We start from the raw sequence: 14,274 nt of genomic DNA, 5'->3' as shown, positions 1-14,274 counted from the left end.
TTCCACCCTTCGAAGAGGAGTTGCCCCCGTGCTCGTCACTGGTTTTCCGGCCGGGATGTTCCAAACCAACTGCTACATACTCGCTCAGGACGACGCGTGCGAATGCGTAGTCGTCGATCCGGGTCAGGATGCAGCCGAGCCGCTCTTCGAATATCTCGACTCCAAGGACATGTCGGTCAATGCAGTACTTCTGACCCACGGTCACCTCGATCATGTGTGGTCGGCCCGCGAGGTCTGTGAGCGGTACTCCGTGCCCGCGTACATCCATCCCGAGGATCGCTACATGCTCAGCGATCCGGCACGGGGGATCGGCCCGACGATGAAGGAATTCATTCAGGGCATGACGTTCGTGGAGCCGGACGAGGTGATCGAACTGAGTGACGGAGACAAGATCACCGAGGCCGGAATGACGTTCGTCGTGGACCACACGCCCGGGCACACGCAGGGATCGGTGGTGTTCCGCACCCAGGCGAACACCGAGAGCGGGCCCGCGGACTTGGCGTTCACAGGTGACACCCTGTTCCAGGGTTCCATCGGGCGCAGCGACCTGCCAGGCGGAAATCACGAGCAGTTGCTCGCTTCGATCGCCCGCAAGCTACTGGTGCTCGGTGACGAGACCGTGGTCCTGCCCGGGCACGGTGGCAACAGCTCGATCGGCGCCGAGCGAAGCTCGAACCCGTTTCTCGTTGGACTCAGCGCACAGAAATAAGGAAAAGTACCTCTCGTGAGTAAAGCCAGCACCTTCTCTGCACCCAAGGGAATTCCGGACTACGTTCCGCCGCAGTCAGCCGAATTCGTCGCCGTTCGTGACGGTTTGACGCGCGCCGCCAGGTTGGCCGGGTACGGCCACATCGAATTGCCGATCTTCGAGGACACCGGCCTGTTCGCGCGCGGTGTCGGCGAGTCGACCGACGTCGTCAGCAAAGAGATGTACACGTTCGCCGATCGCGGTGACCGTTCGGTGACGTTGCGTCCCGAGGGAACCGCCGGTGTCATGCGTGCCGTCATCGAGCACAGCCTCGATCGTGGACAGTTGCCGGTCAAGGTCAGCTACGCGGGCCCGTTCTTCCGCTACGAGCGCCCGCAGGCCGGCCGCTACCGCCAGTTGCAGCAGGTCGGAGTCGAAGCCATCGGGATCGACGACCCCGCGCTCGACGCTGAGGTCATCGCGATCGCCGACGCCGGATTCCGGTCGTTGGGGCTCGACGGCTTCCGCCTCGAAATCACCTCTCTCGGCGATGACACCTGCCGACCGCAGTACCGCGAACTGCTGCAGGAGTTTCTCTTTGCACTCCCGCTCGACGAAGACACGCGTCGACGCGCCGAGATCAACCCGCTCCGGGTGCTCGACGACAAGCGCCCAGATGTACGCGAGATGACGGCCGGCGCACCGCTCATGCTCGATCACCTCTCGGAGAGCTGCAAGGCCCACTTCGACGAGGTGCTTGCGCACCTCGACGCCTTGGGAGTTCCCTACGTCGTCAACCCGCGCATGGTCCGCGGCCTCGACTACTACACCAAGACGACCTTCGAATTCGTCCACGACGGACTGGGTGCCCAGTCCGGAATCGGTGGTGGTGGTCGTTACGACGGACTGATGGAACAGCTGGGCGGACAGCCGCTCTCGGGGATCGGGTTCGGAATCGGCGTCGACCGCACGGTTCTCGCGCTCGAGGCCGAGGGTAAGTCGGTTGCGCCACCGGCACGTGTCGACGTCTTCTGTGTACCGATGGGAGCCGAGGCGAAGGCGGCACTGGTGAAGATCGCACACCAGTTGCGTGCCAATGGGATTCGCGTCGACCTGGCGTACGGAAATCGTGGCGTCAAGGGCTCGATGAAAGCGGCCGATCGCTCGGGCGCCGCAGTCGCGTTGGTTCTCGGCGAGCGCGAGCTCGAAGAGGGCGTTGTCGTTGTCAAACAATTGGCGACGGGTGAGCAGGAGACGGTGCCGCTCGACCAAGTTGTCGACAAGCTCGGGGATCTCGTTGAGCACTGAGGCTGAACCGGTTTCGCTCGATCTGGTTCCCGTGGCGTTGATCGCGCCGCGGCTGAAGAAGTTTGCCGTTGTTGTGGTGGTCTTCGGTGTGGTCGTCGGGTTGATCGTCAGTGTGTTCTCGACGGTGACGGTCGGAGTGATCGTCGGTGCCGTCATCGCGGTTCCGACGTCACTGGCGATTCTGATGACGCTGCGCCGGCATATCACCTTGTATGGCAACAGGATTCGAGCACAAGCTGGTTTTCGCACCAACGACGTCGACGTGGCCGAGGTGCTCACGGCGGCGTTGACGGTGCGATCCGGCCGGATCAGCGAGGTCAGCCTGACACTCGGTGACGGTCGGTCCACCGTGCGAATACCGCTGGCGCTCTACACGGCAGGGGGCGGGCGCGAGTTGGAGATCCTTGCACTCCGCAAGCTCGCCGACGCCCTGGCGGCCAGTGAGTTGGTACCGGCTGCCGCGTTGTCCTCGGTGCTGATCGAACAGTTGCGTGCCGAAGCCCGCGGCGCCGGACTGGCCGAGCGTCCGCTCTACCGCGCCGTCGAACTCGTGACGGCGGAGGGACGAGTGCCGAGAACCACACTGACGGACCACGAAGTGGCCGGATTACTCGACTAGCGTGGAAACCGTTCTTACAGCGTTGTAGAACGGACAGTCGTGAAAACGGCAGGTGAGGAGTCGGCAATGAGTATTGCGCCCGTAACCGTCACGGTGACCGGAGCGTCGGGTCAGATCGCCTACGGCATGCTTTTCCGCATAGCTGCGGGGGAGATGCTCGGCGCTGACGTACCGATCAAACTTCGACTGCTCGAGATTCCCGCCGCCGTGTCCGCTGCCGAAGGCGTCGCGATGGAGCTCGAAGACGGCGCATTCCCCTTGCTGAGCTCCATCGACATCACCGACGATCCCGATGTCGCCTTCTCCGGCGCGAACGTCGGGATGCTGGTCGGTGCACGTCCGCGGAGCAAGGGGATGGAGCGCGCCGACTTGCTGAGCGCGAACGGCGCTATTTTCACAGCGCATGGGAAGGCGATCAACAACAACGCAGCCTCGGACGTCAAGGTGCTGGTCGTCGGAAACCCGGCCAACACCAACGCTCTCATCGCGATGAACAACGCGCCGGATGTACCCGATACTCGGTTCAGTGCGCTGACGCGCCTCGACCACAACCGAGCGATTGCGCAGGTGGTGAAGAAGACCGGCGTTCGTGCGTCGTCGGTGCGCAAGGTGTCCGTCTGGGGAAACCATTCGGCGACGCAGTACCCGGACCTGTCCCACGCGACCGTCGCGGGTGAGCCTGCGCTCGCGGTGATCAACGACCGAGACTGGGTGGAGAACGATTTCATCCCGACTGTGCAGGTGCGAGGCACCGCCATCATTGCTGCGCGTGGATCGTCCTCTGCGGCAAGTGCGGCCAGCGCGTCGATCGACCACGTCCGTGACTGGGTGATCGGAACGGCCGAGGACGACTGGGTATCCATGGCCGTCTGTTCGGACGGTTCCTACGGGGTGCCCGAAGGATTGATCTCGTCCTTCCCGGTGACCTGTGCCGATGGTGAATTCGCTATCGTTCCGGATCTCGCGATCGACGACTTCTCACGCGAACGGATTGACCTGTCCGTCAGCGAATTGGAGCAGGAGCGTGCGGCGGTACGGGAGTTGGGCTTCGTTTGAGGTTGTAATGCCTCCCCGGCCGGGGAGTCCCGATCAGAGATCTCGGAACAGGTACTGATCGGGATTCTCGGCACCGAGCACGGGCGGTGACACCATCGGTAGATCGTCGACCATCGAGTTTTCGTCACCGGCGCTGACGAGATACCCCGGAGTCGTGCGTGACGACTCGTCGTCCCGCGTTCCGCGAGGACCGCCGCCCATCATGCCGCCCGGCGATATGCCGCTACTGCCGACCGCCGAAGATGGTGCACCCAGGCCGGGCGTTGCTACCGGAACCGGTTGAACTGCAGCAACTCCCGCTGCGCCTCTCATCGTTCCACCGGTAGTGCCGCTTCCACCCACCCATGCTCCGCCGGAGCTCGCTGTCGCACTGGGCGACGGCGACCCGCCGGCTGCGAGTGACGTCGATGAATTGCCTGCGCCCCACAGCTTGTCGACGCCGGTCGGAAGTCCGGCGCCTGCCTGCGCTGCCGCGGTCCGAACGGCATCGGTTCCTGAGTGCGCGGATAACGGTGCGTCGCCGGCATCGGTCGATCCAGACAGCGGCGATCCAGACAGCGGCGATGCCGACGCGGCTGATGCCGCCAGAGGTTGGGCGATCTGACGGGCGGCGTCGGCGAGCGCCCCCGGAGTGGCAAGGTTGGCGAGAGCCTCACCGATCGGTGGAGTCGGCACGGGGATCGACCCGGCAAGGGCGTTCATGGCAGCGGTGTGCCCGAGCATTTCCCCGCGAGTCTGTGTCACCGCCGCGACGGCTGCCTGCATGTGTTCGGCTGCGGAGGCAATCAGCATCGCCTGTCCTGGTGGTGTCCACGCGATCGGTGCAGCAGCTGCAACCGTGGTCGCGAAGGACTGCGCGATCGCCGCGAGATTCGCGTTGCCTCGCTGCACCGATTCCGCGGCGGCAGCAGCGGTTTTCGATATCGCGGTTCCGCGTTCGCTCAATTCTGCGCCGCTGTTCTGGGCGGATCGCGACAGTTCGGTCGCGGCTTCACTGCCGGTGCTGTTCCAGGTCTGGCCCACCTCGGCGACCGCCCTTTGGGACAATCCCATGGCTTGGTCGATGAGAGTGGACGCCTGGTTGAAGATGCCGACGGGATCGGTGCCGGCAAAAGTGCCGGTGCCGAGGCTCTTCCCGAGTTCGATCAACGGCGCGAACAGATCTTCGATTCCGGGTAATGCCGGAACCGGTATGCCGGCGAGCATCGATTCGACCGTGTTGTTCGGCAATGCCGGGGCCGGAGCACCACTTTGAAGGAATTCGAGGACCGTCGTCGAGTCGTCTTCGGTGTTCATGCGATCGGTGTCGACGCGATCGCTGTTCACGCGGTCACGTCCGTCGATCCAGCGATGCCGGCGAGATCTGACGCGGTTGAAAGATCTGTGGTGTCGTAGGCCTGAGCGGCTGCACTCGCCGTTGCTGCGTTGCCGGCGTAGAAGGTCGCCAGTGCTGCAACATCTTTGGTGTGAGTTGCCTGGGCGCGCGCGAATGCCGCGAGAAACTCGATGCCGACAGGACCGACGGCTGGTGCGACTGCCGCGATGTTGGCGCCCAGATCGACGGCGGCGGCCTGCGCGATGTGTCCTGCAGCTTCGGCCGACGTCGAGCCGTACCTTCGGATGTCGTCAGTGACGACAGTCAATTCGCTCATCATTACCCCCCAGTTGGTAAGCGTCGTGAGAACTGTAACGGACGGAATCGGCGCCGGAGGGGAGTGGACACGGCTCACCCTGCGCTTTCCGGACAACCTGGACGAAGTGGCAGAGATTACATTCTGATCCGGTGTTGGTATTGCGGGTGCGATCGATTTGGCACACTCGAACCATGCGAACCGCTTCGGACGTCATCCTCCGACTCACGTCCGATCCAGCTCGCTGTGGGCTGGTGATGGATTTCGACGGTGTGCTTGCACCTATCGTCGACGATCCGTCGGCCAGTGCGCTCCTGCCCGGTGCCGAGGAGGTGCTCGCGACTTTGTCGAGGCACTTCGGCGTGGTGGGCTTGCTCTCGGGACGGCCGGCGTCGTTCTTGCGAGAACGACTGAGTCTGGATTCGGTTGTTCTCATGGGTTCCTACGGCGTCGAGACCTGGACGGAGAACGGAATCGAAGTGCTTCCGGCCGTCGCTGCGTTCAGTGATGCCGTCGCCGAAGCAGAAGCCGAACTGCGTCGCCTGTTCGACTCTCAGTCAGTTCCTGGCATCCACGTCGAGAGCAAAGGCCTTGCGGTGGCTGTGCATTGGCGTCGGGCCGCGGATCGAGCGGTCGCGCAGCGCCTGGTGGAAGCAGCGACGACAGAAATCGCGAGCCGGACCGGGTTGCGGCGTGAGCCCGGCAAGTTGGTCGAAGAATTGCGTCCACCCGTTGAGGAGGACAAGGGGACAGGCCTCCTTCGCGCGATCGCCACCGCAGGCGTCGACGTCGTCGCGTACGCGGGCGACGACCGTGGTGACCTACCTGCCTTTGCTGCTGTCCTTGCCTCGGGTGGAGAAGCGTTGGTGGTCAAGGGCGATGACATTGCACCGGAAGTGGCTGCTGTCGACGGCGTCCAGTTCGACGGCCCGCCGGCATTCCTCGATTGGATGAAAGAGCTTGCCGCGCACCTGGAACGCTGACACGTGAGGTCAGTCTGCCAAGAACTCGACCAGCGCGCGGTTGACCTCTTCCGGATTGTCCTGTGTGCATTGATGTCCGACGCCGGTGATCACCACCCGGCGAATCAGGTCCGGTAGTTGATCGCTCAGGGCGTCGTAGATTCGATCGAGTTGGCGCGGCATGTCGACCTCTCCCCGCATCAGGAGGGTCTCCTTTCGGGGTGCCGTATCCACCGGGCAGAGTGACGCGAACCCGCTTGTTCCCAGATCCAGCCAGGTCTGCCGTCCGGCGGCCAGCATGCAGTCTGCAACGTATCTGCGAGTTGCGGGATTTCGACTCGACCACCGGCCACTGTAAAAGGCAAAGGAACCCCACGGAATCCGTCGATACAAATGCGTGCCGATTTTGATTGCCGAGGCAGCGGCTCCACTCATTTCCCGGTGCTGGCCAGGGCTGCCGATCATGACGAGCTTGTCTACTCGATTCGCATGACGATGGGTGAACTCCTGCGCGATGTTTCCGCCGAACGAGTGTCCGACGATGCTTGCGCGATCGATTCCGAGCGAGTCGAGCATGACCTTCACGTCGTCGATCACAGTGTCGAGAGTGGCGCGGTGGCCTTCCTCGAGAATCGACAGCCCTTGACCGCGTAGGTCGGGCAGCACCAGGGAATAGGCGCCCGCGAGTTCCGCGACCTGGTCGTCGAACATTCGATGATCAACTCCGGCGCCATGCAGAAAGACCACGCATTTCCGATCGAGCGCCGGCGTGCGCCACACACGCATTTCGGTGCCCGGAGTGGAAATAGTCTGGGTTGTCAGAGTCTGCATCGCTGTCCGTTGCCTCAGTTCGTTGCCAAATCAGATGGAAGTGAGCCTATCCTAACTTCTATTGACCGCGGTTGTGGCAACAAGAAACTGGCCGCACCGGAACATCTCCGGTACGACCAGTCTTGGTGTTAGGTCAGGCGTCGCGCTTGTTGACGACGGCGATGCTGATTCCGAAAACCACCAGCACAAATGCTGCGAAGTAGAACAGGCTTCCCCAAGGGCCCCAATGGAAATTGGTGCTCGAACCCGAAGAGAGGAAGTGGTCGGCGTTGGCGAACGGGAGGAACGGTGTGACGTTTCTACCGAAGGATCCGAACATGCCGAACAGGCTCTCGATGAGCAGCGGCCAGAGCAGGAGCAATGCAATAGCGCCGGCAGATTGCCGGAGGAGTGCTCCGACGGCGATGGCAAGGACAACGCAGAGGAAGGCGAAGATCGGTACGCCGTAGACGGCGCGCCAGGCATCGGCGTTGTCGAGTGCCAGATTGGTGGAACCTTCAGAGCCTGCAGCAGCTTTGGTGATGAATACCGCGCCGAGCATGAGAACGAAGGACAGCGCCGCGCCGAAGGCGCCGATCAGGCCGGCTTTGGCGATCAGGACCGAAGCCCGGCTCGGGATGGCCTGGAAGGTGGTGCGGATGATGCCGAAGCGGTATTCGCTGGTAATCGCGAGGGCCGCCATGATCATCAGGACCATGACGCCGAAGCCGGAAACTCCTAGTCCCGCTTCATTGAACGTGGGGAGGAACTTCTCGAAATCAGGAGTTCCTGATGCGGCTTCGTCGTTGTACGCCTGAATGCTCGAACTCGACGAACGCCCGATCATCCAGGCGACGCCCAACCCTAGGACGATGATTGTGATCGTGCACCACAGCGGCGACTTGGTCGTGGTGATCTTGATACGTTCAGCACTGAGAACAGCCATTACAGTGCACCTCCCATAGCGTGCTGTGTGTTTGTGTGGTGGGCTCCGGCACCCGGATCGATACCGGATGCGTGGTACTGGACATCGTCTCCGGTCAACTTCATGAACGCGTCCTCGAGCGATCCCTGCACAGACGCCAACTCGTGCAATACGATTCCCTGCGAACCAGCCAGACCGCCGATCACATCAGTGGTCGAATCCACGACCACCAACACCGGCTCCGATCCTGAATGCTCCTCGCGGACAGTCAGTCCGTGGGCAGTCAATGCGGCATGGAGAGCGTCCAATTGTGGGCTGCGCACGCGCACCGTCGACTCCGACGAGCGATCCACGAACTCCGCGACCGTCGAATCCGAAATCAACCGACCCCGACCGATCACCACCAACTGCTCCGCCGTCAACGCCATCTCCGAGAGAAGGTGACTCGACACCAGCACCGTGCGGCCCTCGGCCGCCAACCGCTGCATGAACTTACGAATCCAGACGATGCCCTCCGGATCGAGACCGTTGACCGGCTCGTCGAACAACAACACCTTCGGATCACCCAACAACGCACCCGCCAACCCGAGACGCTGCGACATACCCAACGAGAACCCGCCGGCCTTCTTGCCCGCCACCTCGGACAATCCGACCAACCCGAGCACCTCGTCGACGCGGGACTTCGGGATCCCGTTCGAAGCGGCCATCCACTGCAGATGCGCCCGCGCACTGCGATTGGGGTGCACCCACTTCGCATCCAACAACGCGCCGACAGTCCGCAGCGGTGTCTTGAGCTCGCGGTACGGCTTGCCGTCGATCAACGCCGCACCCGACGTCGGCTGATCCAAACCCAGGATCATCCGCATCGTCGTCGACTTACCCGCACCGTTGGGGCCCAGAAAGCCCGTCACGATGCCCGGCTTGACCGTGAACGACAAATCGTCCACCGCTTTCGTCGGTCCGTAAACCTTGGTCAATCCCCTCAGTTCAATCATGAGGAGAACTGTGCCTTACGGCGCTGACCAGCACATCGGTCCGGAGGATGACATGGACTGCCCTGTCAACGAAATGCCGGGGTCTGCTGATATCTGACAGAGAATTGGATATTGACAGTGACTGTCACAATAGGTGAGACTCGCATTATCGAGAATGGCCGGATCTCGGCCGAGGCGGGAGGACGTTGCTGATGTCACTACGGGAGAGACAACGGTTGCAGGTGCGAGCAGACATTCAACGTGCGGCATTCGATCTGTTCGCGCGTGACGGTTTCGAGGATGTGACCACCGAGCAGATTGCGGCAGCAGCGGGGGTGTCGGCGAGTACGTACTTCCGGCACGTTCGTAACAAGGAGGATCTGCTGTTGGACCCGGTCAGGCAGGGCGGTGCCGGGATCGTGACACTGCTCGAGGATCGCCCGGCATCTGAGTCGGCTGATCTTGCGATCTCGCGGGCAATCCTCGAGCGTTCCAATGCTTTCGAGTCCGCGGAGATCGATCAGTGGCGAGCAGCGTTCCGCACCGCGCCGCACCTGATGGATCGAGTCGCGCTGATCGCGCCCGAGCATCGTGATCGGTTGGTGGAGTTGGTGGCACAACGAATGCAACTCGATCCTGAAAATGACAGCCGACCAGGACTACTCGTTCACTTGATGTTGGCGGCGGCGGAGTTCGGCTATCGGCAATGGATACGTAACCCCCAGAAGCGTGGGGCATCACTTCCCGTGTGCGTCGAGGGGGCACTCGACGCGGTTCAGGGATCCCGGTGGCGCACGCAGGATGACGATGACACGAAAGGTCGTGACCAGTGATGAACGAGAACTCTCGAAACTCCGAGCTCTCGGTAGTGGATGTACCAGCGGTGGATGTGATCGTTGTGGGATCGGGGGCTGCCGGCATGTCCGCAGCCATCACTGCAGCACGCAACGGACTCTCGACAATTCTCGTGGAGAAGTCGGAGTACTGGGGCGGTTCGTCGTCCCGGTCCGGGGGCGGAGTGTGGATTCCGGGAAACTCGATACTTCGCCGCGAGGCGCCGGCGGATGATATCGACTCTGCGCGAACATATCTGAAGAGCATTGTCGGAGAGGATGCAGACACCGACCGTATCGACACGTATATCGATCGAGGCCCGGAAGCCCTCGATTTCCTGATTCGGCACTCCGCACTCGAGCTCGAATGGGTGAAGGGTTACTCCGACTACTTTCCGGAGGCACCTGGCGGACTTGCAAGCGGCCGCTCGTGCGAGCCGCGCCCGTTCGACGCGCGAGCTCTGGGCGACGATCTCGCGACCCTTCATCCGCCGTACATGAAGGTGCCACTCAACATGGTTGTCCAACAATCTGATTACCGTTGGCTGAGCACGGGGGTTCGGCATTGGCGGGGGCCGGTGCGAATGCTTCGGGTGGGAATGAGATCCCTGGTCGCAAAAGCTCGGAAGAAGAAGCTGATCGGGCTCGGGCCGGCGCTCATGGCGGAACTGATGCTCGGAGTTCGGGACGCCGGAGTGACGGTCGAGCTCGGAACGAGGCTTGTGGATTTGGTTACCGACAATGATCGTGTCGTGGGTGCGCGACTCGAGTCCGGGGGAGTGCAGACAACCATGCACGCTCGATGCGGTGTAATCCTCGCGTGCGGCGGGTTCGACAACAACGACGACATGCGAGGCGAGTACCAGCGCCGGCCGAGTAGTGCGCAGTGGACTCTCGGGGCACCGACCAATACCGGGGATGGTATCCGTGCCGCTCTGCGCGTCGACGCGGCAATTTCGTACATGGACGACGCGTGGTGGGCCCCGTCGATTCCGCTGCCCAAAGGCCCGTGGTTCGCCTTGGCGGAACGCTCGTTGCCTCGAAGCCTGATGGTCAACGCCAGCGGTCAGCGCTTCATGAACGAGTCGCTTCCCTACGTCGAAGCCGCGCACGCCATGTTCGGCGGAAAGTACGGCCGAGGTGAAGGACCCGCTGAAAACATCCCCGCTTGGCTGATCTTCGATCAGACGTACCGTGACGGTTACCTGTTCGCGGGAGTGCCGGCGCGCAGGCCGATACCTCGGTCGTGGATCGAATCGGGTGCGATCGTGCGAGCTGGATCGATCGCCGAACTCGCTGCCGAGATCGGAGTGCCGGGCGATGCGCTGTCCGCGACCATCACACGATTCAACAGTCACGCGCGCGACGGAGTCGATCGCGACTTCGGCCGTGGGACAAGCAGATACGACCACTACTACGGCGACTGCACCAACAAGCCCAACCCCAGCCTCGGAGAACTCACGAAGGGTCCGTTCTATGCCGCGAAGATGGTGCCCGGAGACCTGGGGACCAAGGGCGGCATCAACACGGACGCTCGCGCGCGAGCGTTGCGCGCCGACGGTTCGGTCATCGACGGGCTCTACGCAGCAGGTAATACCAGCTCGCCGGTCATGGGTCATACCTATGCCGGTCCAGGTGCAACTATCGGTCCCGCAATGGTTTTCGGATATCTGGCCGCGCTCGATGCGGTCGGACGATCCCATGACGGTCGTGAACTCGACACCGAAGGCAGGAATAATGGTTTGGCAGATCGCCGTGGGTAGGGTTCCCTTGAGAGCGTGACCCACCTCAACATCGCCGACGTCGATTACTTCCTTCCTGATGGTCGACAACTGCTCAGCGGTGTCAGCTTTCGGGTCGGAAACGGTGCAAAAACTGCACTGATCGGGCCCAACGGGACTGGTAAGACGACATTGCTTCGCATTGTCGCCGGAGACGCCGTCGCTGACGAGGGAGCTGTCACTCGATCCGGAACACTGGGCGTGATGCGGCAATTCGTCGGCCAGGTTCGCGACGAGTCCACCGTGCGCGATCTTTTGTTGTCCGTCTCTCCGGCGAGGATCCGGGATGCAGCACTGGCGCTCGATACGGCAGAAAACGCGATGATCGAGCGCGACGAGGAATCAACTCAAATGAAGTATTCGCATGCGCTGGCCGATTGGGCCGATGTGGGCGGCTACGAGACCGAAGACTTCTGGGACAAGGTCACTACCGCGGCTCTCGGTGTTCCTTATGACCGTGCGAAGTGGCGCGCGGCCAACTCGCTCAGCGGTGGCGAGCAGAAGCGGTTGGTTCTCGAAGCACTGTTCGCTGGGCCCGACGACGCACTCCTGCTGGACGAGCCGGACAACTACCTCGATGTTCCGGGCAAGCGATGGCTGGAAAAGACGATCTCGGAATCGTCGAAAGTGGTTTTGTTCGTCAGCCACGACCGCGAACTGATCGCCAACGCGGCCACCCACATCGTGACGCTCGAGCCCGGAATCAGCGGCGCAACGTCGTGGACCCACGGCGCTGGGCTGGCCAGCTACCACCAGGCCCGCGAGGATCGCAACGCTCGATTCGAAGAACTGCGTCGACGCTGGGACGAGGAGCACGCGAAACTGCGTGCCCTGGTTCTGCGATTGCGTGAAAAGGCCAAGTTCAACGACGGCGTCGCTGCGCGGTATCACGCCTCGCAAACCAGGTTGGCGAAGTTCGAGGAGGCAGGGCCACCCGAAGCGATTCCACTTCAGCAGAAGGTGACAGTTCGGCTGGCGGGCGGGCGAACCGCCAAGCGCGCGTTGGTATGTCAGGATCTCGAGCTGACCGGATTGATGAAGCCTTTCGACACCGAGATCTGGTACGGAGATCGGGTTGCCGTGCTGGGCTCCAATGGATCCGGGAAGTCACATTTCCTTCGTCTCTTGGCGGGTGGTGGGACCGATCCGGGGACCGAGCATCTGCCCGTCGAGGCGCTCGACATCGCGCCGGTCGAGCACGGGGGTACTGCGACGCTGGGTGCCCGGGTACGTCCCGGATTGTTTGCGCAGACCCATTCCAGGCCTGATCTGACCGGGAACACGCTGCTCGAGATCCTGCACATGGGCGACGAACACCGAAACGGAATGGGGCGTGAGGCGGCGAGCCGCGCGCTCGACCGTTACGGATTGTCCCAAGCAGCCGAACAGAAGTACGACGACCTGTCCGGCGGACAGCAGGCGCGCCTGCAGATTCTGCTCCTCGAGCTTTCCGGCGCCACGATGTTGCTGCTCGACGAGCCGACCGACAACCTCGACCTTCATTCGGCTGACGCGCTCGAACAGGGCATTGCACAGTTTGCCGGCACCGTCATCTCGGTAACCCACGATCGTTGGTTCGCGCGCGGGTTCGACAGGTTCCTGGTATTCGGATCGGACGGGAACGTGTACGAGAGCGAGTCTCCGGTGTGGGACGAGGCCAGGGTCGAACGAGCGCGCTGAGATCGAGCAGCCGCTTGCTACGTGGGGAGTGGCGGCAACTCGTTGATCATCGCGCGCAGGAGGCCCGGATCGCTGCGATCCGATCGAGGTGGGGGACAGCGCGAAAGATCGAGCAGTGTCGGGAAGCCCCACAGAACGCGACCTGGATCCACCCTGTCCACCGCCGAGTACCAGTGGGTGAGCGGCTCGGCGAGCGCCGCGTGAAGCTCGAAATGCCGTCGTCGGCGGCTGGGGTCTCCTTCGCGCTGCAGTCGAAGTTGCTTCGGTGACGGTATCGAGATGACGGTCAGATCCGCGAGACCCAGTTCGAGGCGCGCAAAAGCCGTCTCGACTGCCTCGAGCTCGTACTCGAATCGCTCCCGAGGTGCGGCGCCCACCGCGGCGAGACACCAGCTGTAGTGCAGTTTCAGCGGGTCGCTGTCGCAGAGCGCGATCCCGGTTCTCGATTCGAGTTCTTCCGCTTGCGACCATCGCTTCGAATTGACCGTTGCCCAGTAACTTGCCTGGATGTCGAGATCCGTGCCGTCCGGCTCGCGCCCCGTGGGCTGATACTCGGCGACGAATCCTTCCGCTGCGGTTTGTCCACCGAGTTGGGTTCGGCACCAGGTGGTCTTGCCGGCGGCGCTGGGTCCTTCTACTGCGACGATCACCAGTTCATTCTCCATAATGATTGGGGCGGTTGGTTTTTGCTCGTTGCCAGGACTCTCTTAACATTTGAATGGGGCTGTTTTGCGTTCCGACACGCCCGTTTCGGTGCGGTGGGTCACAAAATCGCAGTGACGGTTGCCACATAACGGACGGATAACGATCGGTATGGTTGAAGCTCGAATCAACTAGTTGACCTGTGGTTATTTCTTGAATCTCGACTGAATCTGGTACGGCAGTGCCGGAAAACTGCCCCGTGACCAATCCGTGACCATCGCCTACGGTCGTTGACAGCCCGAAACTACCGGGCAAACACCGACCCGCAACTGCGTGCTTCTGCCCCGCGGGTCCGGTACTCCCGA

14 protein-coding genes are annotated in these 14,274 nt (G+C 62.4%); 8 read left to right on the top strand and 6 right to left on the bottom strand.

Annotated features, from left to right (window positions below; translation table 11 throughout):
- Nucleotides 1-28: 28 nt before the first annotated feature.
- The 4 genes from EEB12_RS01765 (at nucleotide 29) to EEB12_RS01750 (ending at nucleotide 3,671) form a co-directional block, all read left to right on the top strand.
- The gene (locus EEB12_RS01765) at nucleotides 29-709 is read left to right on the top strand and encodes an MBL fold metallo-hydrolase (RefSeq protein ID WP_141487325.1); all 681 of its coding nucleotides are present in this window, start codon (nucleotides 29-31) and stop codon (nucleotides 707-709) included.
- Nucleotides 710-724: 15 nt separating this feature from the next.
- Nucleotides 725-1,996 carry a histidine--tRNA ligase gene (hisS, locus tag EEB12_RS01760; RefSeq protein ID WP_019748310.1) on the top strand — a complete coding sequence of 424 codons (1,272 nt, stop codon included), beginning with the start codon at nucleotides 725-727 and terminating at the stop codon, nucleotides 1,994-1,996.
- On the top strand, nucleotides 1,986-2,615 hold the full coding sequence (locus EEB12_RS01755) for a hypothetical protein (RefSeq protein WP_020969537.1): 630 nt from the start codon (nucleotides 1,986-1,988) through the stop codon (nucleotides 2,613-2,615). Before hisS ends, EEB12_RS01755 begins: the two co-directional genes overlap by 11 nt.
- A 66-nt stretch (nucleotides 2,616-2,681) precedes the next feature.
- Nucleotides 2,682-3,671, top strand: coding sequence for a malate dehydrogenase (locus EEB12_RS01750; protein ID WP_019748312.1), 990 nt, complete (start codon nucleotides 2,682-2,684; stop codon nucleotides 3,669-3,671).
- A 33-nt stretch (nucleotides 3,672-3,704) separates the two neighbouring features.
- Here EEB12_RS01750 and EEB12_RS01745 read toward each other — a convergent pair whose 3' ends face one another.
- Together EEB12_RS01745 and EEB12_RS01740 are read right to left on the bottom strand one after the other, a co-directional pair.
- The gene (locus EEB12_RS01745) at nucleotides 3,705-4,997 is read right to left on the bottom strand and encodes a hypothetical protein (protein WP_141487324.1); all 1,293 of its coding nucleotides are present in this window, start codon (nucleotides 4,995-4,997) and stop codon (nucleotides 3,705-3,707) included.
- The gene (locus EEB12_RS01740) at nucleotides 4,994-5,323 is read right to left on the bottom strand and encodes a type VII secretion target (RefSeq protein ID WP_029255293.1); all 330 of its coding nucleotides are present in this window, start codon (nucleotides 5,321-5,323) and stop codon (nucleotides 4,994-4,996) included. Before EEB12_RS01740 ends, EEB12_RS01745 begins: the two co-directional genes overlap by 4 nt.
- A 173-nt stretch (nucleotides 5,324-5,496) precedes the next feature.
- Here EEB12_RS01740 and otsB point away from each other — a divergent pair, with 173 nt between their 5' ends.
- Nucleotides 5,497-6,285 carry a trehalose-phosphatase gene (gene otsB / locus EEB12_RS01735; protein ID WP_019748315.1) on the top strand — a complete coding sequence of 263 codons (789 nt, stop codon included), beginning with the start codon at nucleotides 5,497-5,499 and terminating at the stop codon, nucleotides 6,283-6,285.
- A gap of 9 nt (nucleotides 6,286-6,294) precedes the next feature.
- On the opposite strand, the gene EEB12_RS01730 is transcribed toward otsB, so the two are convergent.
- The 3 genes from EEB12_RS01730 to EEB12_RS01720 form a co-directional block, all read right to left on the bottom strand.
- On the bottom strand, nucleotides 6,295-7,095 hold the full coding sequence (locus EEB12_RS01730) for an alpha/beta fold hydrolase (RefSeq protein WP_141487323.1): 801 nt from the start codon (nucleotides 7,093-7,095) through the stop codon (nucleotides 6,295-6,297).
- A 133-nt stretch (nucleotides 7,096-7,228) separates the two neighbouring features.
- A complete protein-coding gene (locus EEB12_RS01725; RefSeq protein ID WP_019748317.1) occupies nucleotides 7,229-8,020 on the bottom strand; it encodes an ABC transporter permease in 792 nt (263 codons plus the stop codon).
- Nucleotides 8,020-8,994, bottom strand: a complete 975-nt coding sequence (locus EEB12_RS01720; protein ID WP_021332944.1) for an ABC transporter ATP-binding protein — start codon at nucleotides 8,992-8,994, stop codon at nucleotides 8,020-8,022. The genes EEB12_RS01725 and EEB12_RS01720 overlap by 1 nt, the downstream gene beginning before the upstream one ends.
- A 191-nt stretch (nucleotides 8,995-9,185) precedes the next feature.
- On the opposite strand from EEB12_RS01720, the gene EEB12_RS01715 reads away from it, so the two are divergent.
- Genes EEB12_RS01715 through EEB12_RS01705 form a run of 3 tightly spaced genes read left to right on the top strand, consistent with a single transcriptional unit; the run spans nucleotide 9,186 to nucleotide 13,267 of the window.
- Nucleotides 9,186-9,806: a TetR/AcrR family transcriptional regulator gene (locus EEB12_RS01715; protein ID WP_020907656.1), complete on the top strand. Its 621-nt coding sequence runs from the start codon at nucleotides 9,186-9,188 to the stop codon at nucleotides 9,804-9,806.
- Entirely contained in the window at nucleotides 9,806-11,569 is a 1,764-nt protein-coding gene (gene kstD, locus EEB12_RS01710; RefSeq protein WP_141487322.1) for a 3-oxosteroid 1-dehydrogenase, read from the top strand. The genes EEB12_RS01715 and kstD overlap by 1 nt, the downstream gene beginning before the upstream one ends.
- Nucleotides 11,570-11,584: 15 nt before the next feature.
- Complete coding sequence (locus EEB12_RS01705) at nucleotides 11,585-13,267, top strand: ATP-binding cassette domain-containing protein (RefSeq protein WP_020969548.1); 1,683 nt, start codon at nucleotides 11,585-11,587, stop codon at nucleotides 13,265-13,267.
- A 17-nt stretch (nucleotides 13,268-13,284) separates the two neighbouring features.
- Here EEB12_RS01705 and EEB12_RS01700 read toward each other — a convergent pair whose 3' ends face one another.
- Nucleotides 13,285-13,932, bottom strand: coding sequence for a hypothetical protein (locus tag EEB12_RS01700; protein WP_141487321.1), 648 nt, complete (start codon nucleotides 13,930-13,932; stop codon nucleotides 13,285-13,287).
- Nucleotides 13,933-14,274 lie beyond the last annotated feature (342 nt).

The organism is Rhodococcus sp. WS1 (assembly GCF_003797745.1).
Classification (GTDB): domain Bacteria; phylum Actinomycetota; class Actinomycetes; order Mycobacteriales; family Mycobacteriaceae; genus Rhodococcus_F; species Rhodococcus_F erythropolis.
This window is presented reverse-complemented; position numbering and strand designations above follow the sequence as displayed.